Source organism: Nocardiopsis quinghaiensis, assembly GCF_008638365.1.
Taxonomy (GTDB): Bacteria; Actinomycetota; Actinomycetes; order Streptosporangiales; family Streptosporangiaceae; genus Nocardiopsis; species Nocardiopsis quinghaiensis.
In genome coordinates, this window is the sequence record NZ_VWVU01000007.1 from 52865 (window position 1) to 68227 (window position 15363).

The window sequence follows — 15363 nt, forward strand, 5'->3', positions numbered from 1 at the left end:
CGCTCGCAGGAACAACGGTCCTCGCCACGCCCCCGCGCGGCTCAGGTCCTCCTCCCCTCCCGGAAGGGACCCGACGCGCGGGGGCGTGGTCGTCGCCCGTGTCAGGCGAAGTCGAACAGCGGCGGGAACACCAGCACGACCAGCCCCGCCCAGACCGCGTAGACCGGAAGGTAGGCCGTCTGCCACCGTTCGATCGCGGCGAACGGACGTACGCCCCGCACGAAGCCCGCCATCAGCCACGCCGACCACACCAGGTGCACCAGCAGCACGAGGTTGAGCCCCAGCGCGGCGGTCTTGTTGGCGGTGAACCCGAACTCGGCGATGCGCGCCAGCATCGCCGTCAGCGCGACGGCGTCCACCGCGAGCGCCGCTCCGACCAGCGCGAGCTGGAGCCAGTCGAAGACGCCCGCCGGGGCCATCGGGTCCCGGGCGGAGACCGAGTACAGCAGGAGGAACAGGACCAGCACCAGAACGGCGTCCATGAGGATGAGCAGGCCGCGATCCACCGTGGTCAGCGGACCGTTCACCAGGAGCGCCACCAGGTCCGCGGCCAACATCAGGACCGCCAGCGGCGTGAAGACCCGGGTCAGGACGGGCGCGATGTTCTCCACCACGCTCTTCTTGGCCTCCACCAGCCACGCGGCCACCAGGAGCGCACCGGGCACGCCGAACGGCAGGAGCCAGTCCTCGAAGAACGGTTCGAGGTCGACGTCGACCAGGGCGAGCACAGCGAAGGTGAGGCCGACGAGGACCATGGACCCCAGCATGATCAGCGCCAGGTACATCACCAGCTCGCCCACGAACCGCACGAAGTCCATGCGCCGCTCGTGGGACCGCCAGTTCCCGCCCGTGTGCAGGACACCCGCGAGCAGCCACAGGAGGACCGGAGCGTGCGTGAACGCGAGTACGGCGGTCATCCCGGGTGACGGGAGCGGGCCGGGGGTCGTCTCGAACGGGTAGAGGTTCACCGCCAGGGCCGGCACCGCCGCGACGGCGGCCACCGCCGCGCACGCGCGCCACGTGACGCGCCGTTTCCAGGCGAACCATCCCGCGAGGAACGGGAGCACCACGAAGGCGAGGTTGCGGATCTGCGCGATCTCACCGTCGACCGACGTGAACAGGAGTTTGACCGCCAGACCCGCGCCGAGCGCGCACGCGAGCACCACACCGAGCTCGCGCCAGCGCGAGAGACCGCCCGCGTCGTCCTCGGCCTCGGGGACGAGGACCAGCTGTTTCCAGAGCCGATGGGAGTGCTCGCGCGCGAACTCCCGCGACACCTCGCCCAGGTTGCCCATGCGCTTGACCGCGACGAGGAAGGCCTCCTCGTCATCGAGGCCGTTCGCCCCCAGGTCGGCTATCTGTTCGCGCAGGTGGTCCTCCATCTCCTCGACGTCCGACGGAGAGATGGCGCGACGGCGGCGCACGAAGCCGCGCCACTGGTCGATCTGGTCCTCCAGGACACCCCCTCGCACGGCGTCGCTCATCAGGCGGTCCCCCCTGCCGCGGCGCTCCCGAGGACCGGAGGGTGCGAGGCTGCCCGCCACACCTGCTTGAGCGCGTCGGCGACGACACTCCACTGCTCCTGCCGCTCGGCCAGCGCCTCCAGTCCTGTCTCCGTGATCGCGTAGTGCTTGCGGCGGCGGCCCGCGTCGGACGTACGCCAGGACGCCTGGACGTAGCCGTTGCGTTCGAGGCGGTGCAAGAGGGGATAGAGCATCCCGTCCGTCCACTGCATCTGTCCGCCGGAGAGCTCGTTGACGCGTTTGACGATGGCGTAGCCGTAGGACTCGCCCTCGGCCAAGATGCCCAGGACGAGCGGCGTGGCCGACGCCGCGACCAGATCCTTGTCGATGTGCACGTGCACTTCCCATACCTAGTTCCGCTAGGGGTCGTTACCCTAGCAGAACTAGGCATTGCAGAGCGAGGTATCGAGACGGCCCCCTCGCCACGGCCATGAGGGCGAGCGACGACGAACCGGGTGGGGAATTCGTCGTCACGATTCCCTTACGCAGTAGGACAATCCGCATCAAACAGCCAGGTACCGCACAGGCCCTACCGCTAGGTTGAGGCCAGGAATCCTCGGCCGTGTGCGGCCGAGGGAGCCGAGGAGGCGGCCGGAGACCACGTCCCCCCGGGCCCGGCCGTCTCACCCCTCCAGAACACGCGACGGCGCCCGCCACCCCCTCAGGGGCGGCGGGCGCCGTCGTCACGTCCGCGGGCCGGGCCCTAGCAGCCGGGCAGGCGCTCGAAGAGGTAGGTCTCCACCCGGTCCAGGGACACGCGCTCCTGGGACATGGTGTCGCGCTCGCGCACGGTCACCGCGTCGTCCTCCAGGGTGTCGAAGTCCACCGTCACGCAGAACGGGGTGCCGATCTCGTCCTGGCGGCGGTAGCGGCGGCCGATCGCGCCGGCGTCGTCGAACTCCACGTTCCAGCGCTTGCGCAGCCTGGCGGCCAGGTCGCGCGCCTTGGGCGACAGGTCGGTGTTGCGCGACAGCGGCAGCACCGCGACCTTGACCGGGGACAGGCGCGGGTCCAGGCGCATGACGGCGCGCTTCTCCAGCTTGCCCTTGGCGTTGGGGGCCTCGTCCACGTTGTAGGCGTCCAGCATGAACGTGAGCACCGCCCGGTCGACACCGGCCGCGGGCTCGATGACGTAGGGGATGTAGCGCTCGTTGTTCTCCTGGTCGAAGTAGGACAGGTCCACACCGGAGGCCTCGGCGTGCGTCTTGAGGTCGTAGTCGGTGCGGTTGGCGACGCCCTCCAGCTCACCCCACTCGGAACCCTGGAAGTTGAAGCGGTACTCGATGTCGACGGTGCGCTTGGAGTAGTGGGACAGCTTCTCCTGCGGGTGCTCGTACAGGCGCAGGTTGTCCTTGGCGATGCCCAGGTCGACGTACCACTGGTGGCGGGTGTCGATCCAGTACTGGTGCCACTCCTCGTCGCCGCCGGGCTTGACGAAGAACTCCATCTCCATCTGCTCGAACTCGCGGGTGCGGAAGATGAAGTTGCCCGGGGTGATCTCGTTGCGGAACGACTTGCCGATCTGGCCGATGCCGAAGGGCACCTTGCGGCGTGCGCTCTGCTCGACGTTCTTGTAGTTGACGAAGATGCCCTGGGCGGTCTCCGGACGCAGGTAGGCCAGGCCCTTCTCGTCCTGGACCGGGCCCAGGTAGGTGCGCAGCAGACCGTTGAACATACGCGGCTCGGTGAAGGAGTCCTTGGCGCCGCAGTTGGGGCAGGCGATCGCGGCCAGGCCCTCGGCGGGCTCGTGGCCGTGTTTGGCCTCGTATGCCTCGATGAGGTGGTCCGCGCGGAAGCGCTTGTGGCAGGACTGGCACTCGGTGAGGGGGTCGACGAACGCCGTCACGTGGCCGGAGGCCTCCCAGACCTCACGGGCCAGGATGACGCTGGAGTCCAGGCCGACGATGTCCTCGCGCTCCTGCACCATGGAGCGCCACCACTGGCGCTTGACGTTGTTCTTGAGTTCGACGCCGAGGGGGCCGTAGTCCCAGGCGGCGCGCAGACCCCCGTAGATCTCACTGGAGGGGTAGACCAGACCCCGGCGTTTGGCGAGGTTGACCAGTGCGTCCATTGCCTCTGACTTGGCGGCCATGGGTGACTCTCCATCCGGCTGGGTGTCGGTGGATCGCGGTTAGCGATACATCGGTTGTCGTGTGGGGCGGTGAGTGTGCGCCGAAACCCGGGAGCGGCAACGGCGGACGACCGCGTCCACCCAGGCTAGGGCACCTGAATACCGCGGGCACACGCTTTTCCCCTGACCACGGGGCCCGGACGGTTCAGGCTGGTGCGTCACCACCGGTCACGACCTCGAACGCGGTGGGTTCGTCGATGGCGCGTGAGAGCAGCGGCACAGCGTTGACCTTGACGTCGAAGTCGGACAGGGCCCGGCGGTAGAACCCGGCGCCGTCCCACTCGGTGACCACGGTCCACAGGCAGGGGTCGTCGGCGGCGCGACCCACCCAGTGGCCCCGGAAGCCGGGGCGGCGGGAGAGCACCTCGACCGCGGCGACGGCGTCGGTCTGGAAGGCCGCGGTGTCGGCCTCGGGCACGGAGTAACGGGTGATGACGATCACGGGATCATTCTGTCCCATCCCGGGGGGCGCCCGGACGAACCGCCCGCGCGGGCGCCCCGGGGAGAGGCCCCGGAGCGCCCGCGCGGGGTCAGCCCCGGCCGAAGACGCGGTCGGCGACGCGCGCGGCCGCGTGCCCGTCGTCGAGCGGGCAGAACTGCTCGACGAAGGCCCGGTAGGAGGCCTCGCCGCGGGCGGCCACCTCGTCGATGTTCACCAGGGCGTCGACGACCTCGTCGGACTCGGTCAGCAGCGGTCCCGGAGCGGTCGACTCGAAGTCGAAGTAGAACCCGCGCAGGTTGTCCCGGTAGCCCTCCAGGTCGTAGGTGAAGAAGAGCATCGGGCGACCGGTGTTGGCGAAGTCGAACATCATCGACGAGTAGTCCGTGACGAGCACGTCGGTGATCAGGAACAGTTCCATGATCTCCGGGTACAGGGACACGTCGTGGACGAAGCCCTCCCCCACGATCGGCACGCTGTCCACCACCCGGGGATGGCGGCGCACGAGCAGCACGTGGTCCTCGCCGAGCCTGTCGTGCATCCGGCGCAGGTCCAGGTGCAGGTCGAGCTTGTGCCTGCCGCGCGTGTAGTACTTGTCGTCGCGCCATGTCGGCGCGTACAGCACCACCTTCTTGTCCTCGGGCAGGCCGAGCCGCCTGCGGGTGCGCTCGGCGATCGCGTCCCGGTCGGGTGAGAAGAAGATGTCGTTGCGCGGGTAGCCGGTCTCCAGGATCTCGCCCTCGAAGCGGAAGGCGCGGCGCAGGATCGGGGTGGCCCAGGGGCTCGGTGAGACCAGGTAACTCCACTGGGCGGTCTCCCAGGCGAGCTTGTCGAAGTAGTCGCGCGACTTGCCGCGGATGTTCTCCACGTCGAAGCCGATCCGCTTGAGCATCGAGCCGTGCCAGGTCTGCACGACCACCTGGTCGGGGCGCCGGTGGAACCACGCGGGCTGGCGGGAGTTGGTGACCAGGTAGCGGCTGCGCGCCAGGGCCTCGTAGTGCTCCCGGCCCCGGTGGCGTACCGGGACGAGGTCGTCGGGCAGGCGCACCTGGCCGTCTGCGACCAGCCACGACATCGGATAGTCCGCCCAGTGTTCCCGTCCGCGCAGTTCCGCGTAGACGCTCTGCGGGCTGTCGGAGTACTGGCGCCCGGTGTAGGTGTCGAAGAGGATCCCCTCGGTGACGGGCTCCCGGCGCTGGACCGGGTAGTGGTGCTCGCGCAGCGCGCGCTGGGCGAAGGCGCCCCGCTCGAAGGGGCGCAGGTCGCTGCCGACCTGGAGCACGGGGACGCCGCGCCCCTGGTAGGAGAGGACGTAGGCGCGCTCCCTGGTCCGTGTCTCCAGCGGCAGGTCGGGGATGAGCGCGTCGGAGAACTCCACGCCCACGTCCGTCGATCCGCCCTCGGCCGCGGGGTCGCTGATCCGGCCCCACAGCTGGTAGGTGCCCGCGGGCAGGGACAGGGTGCCCGACAGGGTGACGACGTCGGCCGGGGAGAGCCGGGCCGTGAAGCGGTGGCCGGAGCGTTCCACCGACAGGGAGTGCTCATCGTCGCGTCCGCGCGCCCTGGCGACCAGGCGCAGCTCGGCGTGGTCGAGGAACTCGCCCTCCAGGAGCAGGTCGCGCCCCTGCCAGCGGGCCCGGTCGACCGTGGGACGGGCGTGTCCGGCGCGCAGCCTCAGGTGGCCGGTCGCCGTACGCTGCACGGCCATTTCCCGCCGGATGCCCTCGTCCGCGTAGGCGGCGGTGGCCACCTCGTCGGGCAGGACCAGCGGAACGCTCCGCTCCCGCGGGGCGGCCAGGTGGACGTCCCACTCCTCCTGGCGGATCACGCCGCCGCACTCGGTGACGCTGCGGGCGAAGAGCTCCTCGGCGTGCACGCGTGCGATGAAGCGGCCGTCGTGGACGAAGACCGGGTACGTGAGCGCGGCGGTGCCGGGGCGCCGTGTCAGGCGCAGCTCGGTGGCCTGGACGGCGGGCGCGGACACCAGTTCGCCCTCCAGCTCCAACTCCCTGGTACGGGTGTCGAAACGGTGGTCGGTGACGCGGACGCGGGTCGGTTCGACGCTGACCACCAGCTGTCGGTCCCTGTTCCAGTGCGGCCGCACCCACACGTCCTCGGCCACCTGGTGGTAGCCGGGCCGCTCGGGTGGCCCGGGGACGGGGCCGGAGACGAACCTGCGCCGGATGATCCCCCGGTTGAGGACGACCAGCTCCAGTTTCCAGTCGCCGGGTTCCCAGGAGCCGGAGGTGCGCAGCACGCTCGGGTCGAGGACGGCGGTGAAGCCGCCGTAGTCGTGGCGGGCGGCGTCGGCGACGTCGGGCAGGCGGTACTCGGCGGCGAGCCGGACGCGCACGGGCACGCGGACCCTGCGGTGGGTGGCGGTGTTGACGGCGAAGGCCACCACGTGCTGCTGCCAGCGCCTGCGGGCGCGCAGGTGGCGGATACCGATCCGGCCGCTGACGTGCAGGCGGCCGTGCCTCCAGTGGATCTCCTCGGTCTTCTGGCGGACCCGGATCTCCTCGTCCAGCCGGTACACCTCACGGGGCACGGCCCTGTCGGGGTCCTCGGACTCGAAGAAGGGGTAGCGGACGTAGTAGCCGAGACCGCGCCGCACGACGGGGGCCTTCTTGATCTCGACGCTCTTGGCGAAGACCGCGACCTCCAGGACGTCGGAGACGCGCCGCTTGCGCACCAGGTGGTACAGGAGCCGGTCGAGGACGTTGAGGCTGTGCAGGAGCCGCGCGGGCACGTGGTCGAGGTAGGCGTTGACCAGGTCGACGGCGACCGCACGGGCCTCCTCGTCGGCCTCGTCCAGGCACAGGAGGAGCTGGTGGAGCTCGCCCCGGAGGAGGGTGCGGTCCCACAGGTCGCGGTCGGTTCCGGGCAGGCTGGCGGCGAGTTCGCCCATGGCGGTGAGGCGGCGGGTCAGGGCGGCCTTGTCCAGGGGGATCCGCGCGGCCTCGCGCTCGCGTCTGAGCAGGACGGGCGCGGGCAGGACGTCGACGGTGCGGGCGGACAGGAGGGCACGGCGCAGGCCGAGGTCGGCGTCCTCGGGGGCGAGGGAGTGGTCGGCCAGGGACTCCCAGAACCCCCTGCGCCAGAACTTGTTGCCGAGGACGCCGTCGGCGGCCAGGTCGGGGATGTCGCGGGGGTCCTCGGCCACGCGGTGCCTGCCGCAGTACTTGCGGTGCGCCTTGGAGGGGGAGGCGCCCAGCTCGTCGAACCTGTACACGTTGCCGACCACCAGGTCCGAGTGTGTGTCGGCGGCGCTGCGCAGGAGGTAGTCCAGGGAGTAGCCGGTGAGTGCGTCGGAGCCCTCCAGGAAGAGCAGGTGGGTGCCGTGGGCGGCGGCGGTGGCGCGTGCGCGCGCGGCGGGCCGGTCGGGAGCGGGCCCACCGGGCAGGAGGGTCACCGCGAGGCCGGGTGGCGGGGACGCGGCGAACGCGGCGGCGACGGCGCGGGCGTCCTCGCGCGCGGACTCGACGGCCTCGTCCCCCTGATCGCCCTCCTCGGCTCGGGCGGGGGCCCCGGGGCCCTCCACGGCGTCGTCGTCGCCATGGGGGTCGGTGTCCGTGCTCTTGGCGGCGGATCCGGATACGCGGAGGCGGTCGCCGTCGCGGACTGGGACGAGAACGACTTCGACGGGCGCCGCGGACTCGGGCGCTCCGGCCTCGCCCCGGTCACCGCCACGTTGGCGGGCCAGGGAGTCGAGGCAGTTCTGCAGGTGTGGCTCCGTGACGTCGAACGTCACGACGACAGTGGCTTGGGGCACGGAAGTCGACATCCTCCGAGAAATTGGTTACCGCGAGCAATATCCACGTAACCATAAGTTACATCTGCCCCTTGCGGAACAAATTATTACTTCAAGTGATTTATTCGTTACCCTGGGTGCGAAGAACTTCGGCGGTTCGCCCGCCGCACGGAAGGGGAGACACATGGCGGGAGGGGACCGCGCCGACACCCGGCGACGCGCCAGGCCTCTGCACTAAGGTTCAGGAAAACAAATACCACAGGCCCGGCGGACCCGCCGCCCATCGCCTGAGGTGGGCGCGTCCGGCCGACGGGCCCATCCGGTGGCGGCACAGGACCAGAAGCGGATACGGACAGCATGGCCCCTCCCGAGCACGGTGACGAGAAGCGGCGGCAGGATCAGGGACGACCCCTCCCGGAGGGAGCCGCCCCCGACCCCAGGACGGAGGGGGCGGGGAGGCTGCGCCGGTCGGTGGAGGAACGCAGCGCGGTGCCGCTGGTGTGGCTGCACCAGCAGCCCCGGTGGCTGGCGCCGCTGGTGCTGGGCGCCCTGTTCGTCGCGGGGCTGATGGCGCCCGGCCTGGTCGGGGCCCTGTGCCTGCTACTGGTCACGGCGTTCCTGGTGTGGCTGGCGTTCCTGACGTGGCCCTCCCTGAGCGCGCAGCAGAGGGTGCCCCGTGTGCTCATGGTGGTGGTCGTGCTGGTGCTCGCGGTGGCGCGCGTCCTGGGCTACTGATCCGCGGGCGAATCCGTCATATTTTGACAACCGTTTTCGTTTTCGTGATAATGGAACGGTGTCTGACCAGTTCACGGACGTCGGGACCGACGTACCACTCGCCCTCCAGGTCGTCGACGCACGTGTCGCCTACGACGGGGTCCCCGTGCTCGACGGTGTGGACCTCGGCGTGCCCGCAGGCCAGACCATGGCCGTCCTGGGTCCCAACGGTTCGGGCAAGTCGACCCTGATGCGCGCGGTGCTGGGCATCGTGCCCCTCACCTCCGGGCAGGTCCTCGTGCACGGCACCCCGCTGCGGCGGTTCCGTGCCTGGCGCCGGATCGGCTACGTGCCCCAGCGGCTCACCGCCGGTGGCGCCGTTCCCGCCACCGTCCGCGAGATCGTCGCCTCCGGGCAGGTCGCCTCGCGCCGCCGCCTGTCCCTGTCCACCCGCGCCGACCGGACCGCCGTCGACGAGGCGCTGGAGACCGTGGACCTGGCCGGCCGGGGCCGCGACTCGGTACGCGAGCTGTCCGGCGGGCAGCAGCAGCGCGTGCTCATCGCCCGCGCGCTGGCCGGGCGGCCCGACACCTTCGTCATGGACGAGCCCATGGCCGGTGTGGACGCCGAGAACCAGCGGGCGCTGGCCCGCACCATCGCCCGCCTACGCGAGCGCGGTTCCACCGTGGTGCTGGTCCTGCACGAACTGGGCCCGTTGGAGAACGTGATCGAACGCGCCGTGGTGCTGGACTCCGGCCGTATCGCGCACGACGGCGCCGCGCCCGAGCCCACCGGCGAGTGCGCGCGTCCCGGCCACGAGCACCAGCACCCGCACCCCGACCCCAACTCCCCCGAGCCCGTGGGCACCACCACCGCCTCGGAGATGATCCGACTCGAGGTACCCGGCCGTGACTGAGCTGCTCGACTACGGGTTCATGCGGCGCGCGCTGATCGCGGCCGTGCTCGTGGGCCTGGTGACCCCGGTCATCGGCACCTACCTCGTCCAGAGGCGCCTGGCCCTGCTGGGCGACGGGATCGGCCACGTCGCCCTGACCGGTGTGGCGCTGGGCCTGCTCACCAGCACCTCCCCCGTGCTCACCGCGGCCGTGGTGGCCACGCTGGGCGCCGTCCTCATCGAACTGGTGCGGGTGCGCACCCGCACCAGCGGGGACGTGGCCCTGGCGCTGCTGTTCTACGGCGGCATCGCGGGCGGTGTGCTGCTCATCGGCCTCACGCCCGGGGCGAGCAACGCCACGCTGGTCTCCTACCTGTTCGGTTCGGTGAGCACGGTGGAGGAGTCCGACCTGTGGGTGGTGGGCGTACTCGCCGCCGGGGTGGCCGCGGTGGTGGCGGTGTTCGGCCGCGAGCTGTTCGTACTGTGCCAGGACGAGGAGGTGGCGCGGGCCCACGGGCTGCCGGTGCGCTTCCTGAGCGTGCTGCTGGCGGTGACCGCCGCGCTGACGGTGGTGATCGCGATGCGGGTGGTGGGCGTGCTCATGGTGAGCGCCCTGATGATCGTCCCGGTCGCCGCCGCCCAGCAGCTCACCAAGAGCTTCCGGGTGACGATGCTCCTGGCCGTGGCGATCGGACTGCTGTCCTCGGTCGGCGGTCTGACCACGTCCTTCTACGCCGAGCTCTCACCGGGCGCGACGATCGTCGTGCTGGCCCTGGCCGTCTTCTGCGTGTCGGTGGTGGTCGGAGGCGTGGCGCGCCGCACCTCCGGGCGCAGGTCCCCGACCACCCACCAGCCCGCGGGGGCGGGCGCGGCCGGTACGATGCCCCAGACTGATCGGGGGAGGGTGTGACATGAGTGCACGACGCGAAGCGGTACGCCAGGCTCTGAGCGGGTACTCCGGTTTCCGCAGTGCCCAGGACCTGTACACGGACCTGCGCGCCGAGGGTTCCAAGATCGGGCTGACCACCGTCTACCGGGCACTGCAGGCACTGAGCGACTCCGGCGAGGTGGACGTGCTGCGCACCGACGACGGCGAGGCCGTCTACCGGGCGTGCGACACCGAGAGCCACCACCACCACATCGTGTGCCGGGTGTGCGCGACCGCCGTGGAGATCGAGGGCCCGACCGTGGAGAAGTGGGCCGCCGAGATGGGCGCCAAACACGGCTTCAGCGGCGTGACGCACACCGTCGAGGTCTTCGGCACCTGCGCCGACTGCTCGTAGGGCGTCCGCCGGCGATGGTCTTGCTCCCAGTGGCACTGTCGGCGGCCGAGAGTGCCGCCAAGGGCAAGATCATCGGGCGGGGGTCCCGGTCACGGTGCTGGTGGTACCGCTGTTAGTCGCGGTGCAGGCGCAGCGTCTCCAGGCTGGGACGCTTGGGGCTCACGTTGTCTCCCGAGGAGCGGCCGGTGAGGCGGCGTCCGATCCACGGCACCAGGAACTCGCGGGCCCAGTACAGGTCCTCCTGGCGCGCTTCCCGCCAGTCGCGGGGCCGGGCCGTCGGCCACGGCTCCTTCCAGTCGCCCTCCACCGGTACCCCGAGCACCTCGCACACGCGCAGGGCCATACGGCGGTGCCCCTCCGGGGACAGGTGCAGGCGGTCCCAGCTCCAGGCACGGGCGTCGTCGAGGATCCGCATGCTCCACACGTCGACCACGTCGCAGCCGTAGCGGTCGGCGATGGCCCGCAGGTGCATGTTGTAGGTGGCGATCCTGCCGCGCATGTGGCGCATCACCGGCTGCCAGTTGGTGTCGAACCCGGTGAACACGACGATGCGCGCTCCGGTCCGGCTCAGCTCCTCCACGGCTCCGGCGAAGGCCACGGCCGCGGCGTCGGGGTCGCAGCCGGGACGGATGATGTCGTTGCCGCCCGCGCACAGCGTGATCAGGTCCGGTGCGAGCTCGACGGCCCGGGGGACCTGCTCGGCGATGATCTGGTCGATGAGCTTCCCGCGCACGGCCAGGTTGGCGTAGCGCACCTCGGCGACGTGGTCCGCGAGGTGTTCGGCCACCCGGTCGGCCCAGCCCCGGTAGCGGCCGTTGGGCACGCTGTCGCTGTCCGGGTGGGGGTCGCTCATGCCCTCGGTGAAGCTGTCACCGAGGGCCACGTAGGAGATGATGTCCTGCTGCGCCGCGTCCGTCCCAAAACCGCTCATGGTGAACGATGATGCAGCCCCGAGGCCGGGTTACGCGACAGTAGGTTGCCGCTTCCCCGGATTTTGGGTGCCACGTCACACCGGAGGGTCAGCGGTCCTTGGTGATCTTGGTCAGCTCCGGGTACTTGGCCGTGACCGAGTCCCCGGAGGAGCGCCCCGTCAGGCGGCGTCCGATCCAGGGGCCCAGCGACTCCTTCACCCAGACCAGGTCGTCCCGGCGCGCCCGGGTCCAGCGGACCGGCTCCAGCGCGGGCCACGACTCGTCCCAGCGCTCCGCCACCGGCACGCCCAGCACCTCGGCCGCGCGCAGGGCCAGGCGGCGGTGCCCCTCCGGGGACATGTGCAGCCGGTCCTCGTCCCAGGCGCGGGCGTCGGTGAGCACTCTCATCGGCCACTGGTCCACCAGGAAGCAGCCGTGCTTGTCGGCGATGGCGCGCACGTGCATGTAGTAGCGCGCGAACAGGCCGATGGTGCCGCGCATGTAGCCCGTGGTGACGTTGACGCCGGTGAACAGGACGACCTGGCTCCCCGCGTCCCGCAGGCGCCCGACCGTGTGGTCCAGGATCCGGGCCATCCGCTCGGGGTCGCCGCCCGGACGCAGCAGGTCGTTGCCGCCCGCGCTCAGGGTGACCAGGTCCGGGGACATCGCCAGGGCGGGCGGGACCTGGTCGGTGACGATCTGGCGCATCAGCTTGCCGCGCACCGCCAGGTTCGCGTACCGGACCTCGCCCAGGTGGTCGGCCAGGTGCTCGGCCAGCCGGTCCGCCCAGCCGCGAAAGGCCGCCCCCGGGCCCGGGTAGGGGTCGCCCACACCCTCGGTGAAGCTGTCCCCCACCGACACGAGCGACATCCCCGGCCTGAGCACCGAACCGTCCTGCGCTGACTTCACTTCTTCTCCTCCGGTACGGGGTTGGGGACGGCGCCGCCGTAGCGGCGGTCCCGGCTCGCGTAGATCTCACAGGCCCGCCACAGGTCGCGGCGGTCGAAGTCGGGCCAGAGCGTGTCCAGGAACACGAACTCGGCGTAGGCGGACTGCCAGAGGAGGAAGTTGGACGTGCGCTGCTCGCCGGAGGAGCGCACGAACAGGTCCACGGGCGGAACGTCGGGGGCGTACAGGTGCTGGGAGATGCTGTTCTCGGTGATCTTGTCCGGGGAGATCAGCCCCGCCGCGGCCTTGCGGGCCAGCTCGCGTGCGGCGTCGACGATCTCGGCCTGACCGCCGTAGTTCACGCAGAACTGGAGGGTGAGCCCGGTGTTGTCCTTCGTCATCTCCTCGGCGTCCTGGAGCTCCCTGATGACGCTCTTCCACAGCCGTCCCGCGCGCCCGGCCCACTTGACGCGGATCCCGCGCGCGTGCAGAGCGTCACGGCGCCTGCGGATGGTGTCGCGGTTGAAGCCCAGCAGGAAGCGCACCTCGTCGGGGGACCGCTTCCAGTTCTCGGTGGAGAAGGCGTAGGCGGACAGGTTGGGAACGCCCATCTCCAGGGCGCCCTCGATCACGTCGAAGAGCGAGGACTCACCGGCCTTGTGCCCCTCGGTGCGCGCCAGTCCGCGGTCCTTGGCCCAACGGCCGTTGCCGTCCATGACCACCGCCACGTGCCGGGGCACCAGCGCGGCGGGCAGTTCCGGGGGACGCGCGCCGCTGGGGTGCGGGACGGGTGCGGTGTACTCCCGCCCTTTGTCGAAGCTGAACAGACTCAAGAACGCTCCACGTGGCGCAGTGATCGGATTCCGTTCTCCAGGTGCCACTGCAGGTAGGCCGCGACCAACCCGCTGCACTCGGAGCGGTGCCTGCCCTCGCTGGCGTCCGCACCGGCCCAGTCCCCTCCGAGCAGGGCCGACATCAGTCGGATCGTGTCCGGGGAAGGGTGCACGGAGCCGTGGGGACGGCACACGGAGCAGACCATACCGCCAGCGTGGACCGCGAACGCGCGGTGTCCTCCCCTGCTGCCGCAGCGGGCGCACTCGGCCAGCGACGGGGCGTACCCGGCGACGGCGAGCGAGCGGAGCAGGTAGGCGTCCAGGACCAGCCGGGAGTCGTGGCCGCCCTCCCCCAGGGTACGCAGGGCGCCGATGAGCAGGAGGAACTGGCGCAGCGCCGGGTCCTTCTCCACGGAGACGACCTTCTCGGCGGTCTCCAGCATCGCGGTCGCGGCGGTGTAGCGGGCGTAGTCGGCCACGACCGCCCCGCCGTAGGAGCGCACCGTCTCGGCCTGCGTGATGACGTCCAGGGTCCGGCCGGTGTACAGCTGCAGGTCGACGTGGGTGCACGGTTCCAGCCGGGCGCCGAAGCGGGACTTGGTGCGGCGCACCCCCTTGCCGACGGCGCGGACCAGGCCGGTTCTTCGGGTCAGGAGGGTGATGATGCGGTCGGCCTCGCCCAGTTTCTGGTTGCGCAGGACGACGCCCTCGTCGCGGTAGAGACTCACTCCCCCATTGTCGCGGATGCCGCGGACCGTCCGTACGGACGGTTGGCTCCGCAAACCCCACCTTGACCAGCTTTGTTACAGTTTAGTTTCCCTTTTCGGGGCATTTGCTCTACTCTCACGCGCTAGGGCGTCCCATGTCGGACCCGCCGCACCTCCCCCGCGGCATTCCGGCGCCAACGCGCGCTCCCGACACCGGCCACCGGGCACCCGTGTGGCCACGGGCACGAACAGCACGGGCCGAGGGGAGAACACCCCTCCTCCCACCGCGGGACGGCAGTATCCGCCCGCGGGCGCCCGAACGATCCCATCCCAAGGAGAGCGATATGGCGCGTGGTCGTCGAGGCAGGCGCAGGACGAGCGCTCGCGGGCACCGCTCGGACCGCCGTACGGGACGGCGCCGGGTACCGCTCGCGGTGTCCCTGGCCGCGGTCCCGGTCGGCCTGGTACTGGCCGCCACGCTGCTGGCCACCGGGACGGGCGAGGAACTCAACCCGTTCCGCAACACGGCCGACGGCCAGGCGGCGGGGCAGGTGGGCGAGGCCGCCACCGACGACTCCTTCGTACCGGAGGCGTCCGAGGAGGACGACTTCTTCGCCGCGCCCTCCACGTCGCCGGAGCGGAATCCGGCGCCCTCAGGCGACAGCGAACCGCAGAGCGCGGATGTGACGGCCTCCTCGATCCCGCAGGACTCCGACGACCAGGAGACCGAAGGCGACCAGGCGGACGCATCAGACGACGGCGCGGGCGGTTCCGGCGGCAATGGCGGAGGCGGCGGAAACGGCAGCGGCGGAGGAAACGGCGGCGGTGGCGGCGGTGGCGGCGGTGTTTCCGCCGGTTCGGCGGTCGGCCGGGTCGTGACGCTGGTCAACAACGAGCGCGCGGAAGCGGGCTGCGGCCCGCTGAGTGTGGACTCCCAGCTGACCGCCGCCGCCCAGGAGCACAGCGAGGACATGGACCGGCGCGACTACATGAGCCACGAGAACCCCGAGGGCGAGGGTCCCGGGGACCGTGCTCGCCGCCACGGCTACGACGCCTGGGGCGCGGAGAACGTCGCCAAGGGGCAGACCAGTCCCGAGCAGGTGATGGACGCCTGGATGAACAGCGAGGGGCACCGCAGGAACATCCTCAACTGCGGCCTGGTCTCGATCGGGGTCGGCGAGTCCGGCAACGCCTGGACCCAGAAGTTCGGCTGGGAGTAGCCCTACGCGGAACGAGGAGCGGGGCCCCGCCCGGGTCGGGTGGGGCCCCGCCCGCACCGTCGAGGAGA

General features: G+C 71.0%; 14 protein-coding genes. 5 read left to right on the plus strand and 9 right to left on the minus strand.

The annotated features are described in order from the left end of the window. Positions 1-101: 101 nt before the first annotated feature. From FYX01_RS15660 to FYX01_RS15680, 5 genes are all read right to left on the minus strand, one after another. On the minus strand, positions 102-1484 hold the full coding sequence (locus FYX01_RS15660; protein ID WP_150242011.1) for a permease prefix domain 1-containing protein: 1383 nt from the start codon (positions 1482-1484) through the stop codon (positions 102-104). Next, positions 1484-1858, minus strand: a complete 375-nt coding sequence (locus tag FYX01_RS15665) for a PadR family transcriptional regulator (RefSeq protein ID WP_150242012.1) — start codon at positions 1856-1858, stop codon at positions 1484-1486. The genes FYX01_RS15660 and FYX01_RS15665 overlap by 1 nt, the downstream gene beginning before the upstream one ends. 368 nt (positions 1859-2226) lie before the next feature. Beyond that, on the minus strand, positions 2227-3615 hold the full coding sequence (locus FYX01_RS15670; RefSeq protein WP_190394346.1) for a glycine--tRNA ligase: 1389 nt from the start codon (positions 3613-3615) through the stop codon (positions 2227-2229). A 184-nt stretch (positions 3616-3799) separates the two neighbouring features. Further along, on the minus strand, positions 3800-4096 hold the full coding sequence (locus tag FYX01_RS15675) for an antibiotic biosynthesis monooxygenase family protein (RefSeq protein ID WP_190394347.1): 297 nt from the start codon (positions 4094-4096) through the stop codon (positions 3800-3802). Positions 4097-4184: 88 nt separating this feature from the next. Further along, positions 4185-7865, minus strand: coding sequence for a CDP-glycerol glycerophosphotransferase family protein (locus FYX01_RS15680; protein ID WP_150242014.1), 3681 nt, complete (start codon positions 7863-7865; stop codon positions 4185-4187). A gap of 336 nt (positions 7866-8201) precedes the next feature. Between FYX01_RS15680 and FYX01_RS15685 the strand changes: the two genes are divergently transcribed. Genes FYX01_RS15685 through FYX01_RS15700 form a run of 4 tightly spaced genes read left to right on the plus strand, consistent with a single transcriptional unit; the run spans position 8202 to position 10736 of the window. Next, the gene (locus FYX01_RS15685) at positions 8202-8579 is read left to right on the plus strand and encodes a DUF6703 family protein (protein ID WP_150242015.1); all 378 of its coding nucleotides are present in this window, start codon (positions 8202-8204) and stop codon (positions 8577-8579) included. A gap of 58 nt (positions 8580-8637) precedes the next feature. After that, entirely contained in the window at positions 8638-9474 is an 837-nt protein-coding gene (locus FYX01_RS15690) for a metal ABC transporter ATP-binding protein (RefSeq protein ID WP_150242016.1), read from the plus strand. Further along, positions 9467-10363, plus strand: coding sequence for a metal ABC transporter permease (locus FYX01_RS15695; RefSeq protein WP_150242017.1), 897 nt, complete (start codon positions 9467-9469; stop codon positions 10361-10363). Before FYX01_RS15690 ends, FYX01_RS15695 begins: the two co-directional genes overlap by 8 nt. Position 10364: 1 nt before the next feature. After that, complete coding sequence (locus FYX01_RS15700) at positions 10365-10736, plus strand: Fur family transcriptional regulator (protein ID WP_150242019.1); 372 nt, start codon at positions 10365-10367, stop codon at positions 10734-10736. A 112-nt stretch (positions 10737-10848) separates the two neighbouring features. On the opposite strand, the gene FYX01_RS15705 is transcribed toward FYX01_RS15700, so the two are convergent. The 4 genes from FYX01_RS15705 to recO form a co-directional block, all read right to left on the minus strand. Beyond that, on the minus strand, positions 10849-11667 hold the full coding sequence (locus FYX01_RS15705; RefSeq protein ID WP_150242021.1) for an SGNH/GDSL hydrolase family protein: 819 nt from the start codon (positions 11665-11667) through the stop codon (positions 10849-10851). 88 nt (positions 11668-11755) lie between these two features. Then, the gene (locus FYX01_RS15710) at positions 11756-12517 is read right to left on the minus strand and encodes an SGNH/GDSL hydrolase family protein (RefSeq protein WP_150242322.1); all 762 of its coding nucleotides are present in this window, start codon (positions 12515-12517) and stop codon (positions 11756-11758) included. Between the two features lie 35 nt (positions 12518-12552). Then, a complete protein-coding gene (locus FYX01_RS15715; protein ID WP_150242023.1) occupies positions 12553-13368 on the minus strand; it encodes an isoprenyl transferase in 816 nt (271 codons plus the stop codon). Beyond that, on the minus strand, positions 13365-14096 hold the full coding sequence (gene recO / locus FYX01_RS15720) for a DNA repair protein RecO (RefSeq protein WP_150242025.1): 732 nt from the start codon (positions 14094-14096) through the stop codon (positions 13365-13367). The genes FYX01_RS15715 and recO overlap by 4 nt, the downstream gene beginning before the upstream one ends. 323 nt (positions 14097-14419) lie before the next feature. Between recO and FYX01_RS15725 the strand changes: the two genes are divergently transcribed. Further along, positions 14420-15295 carry a CAP domain-containing protein gene (locus FYX01_RS15725; protein ID WP_150242028.1) on the plus strand — a complete coding sequence of 292 codons (876 nt, stop codon included), beginning with the start codon at positions 14420-14422 and terminating at the stop codon, positions 15293-15295. Positions 15296-15363 lie beyond the last annotated feature (68 nt).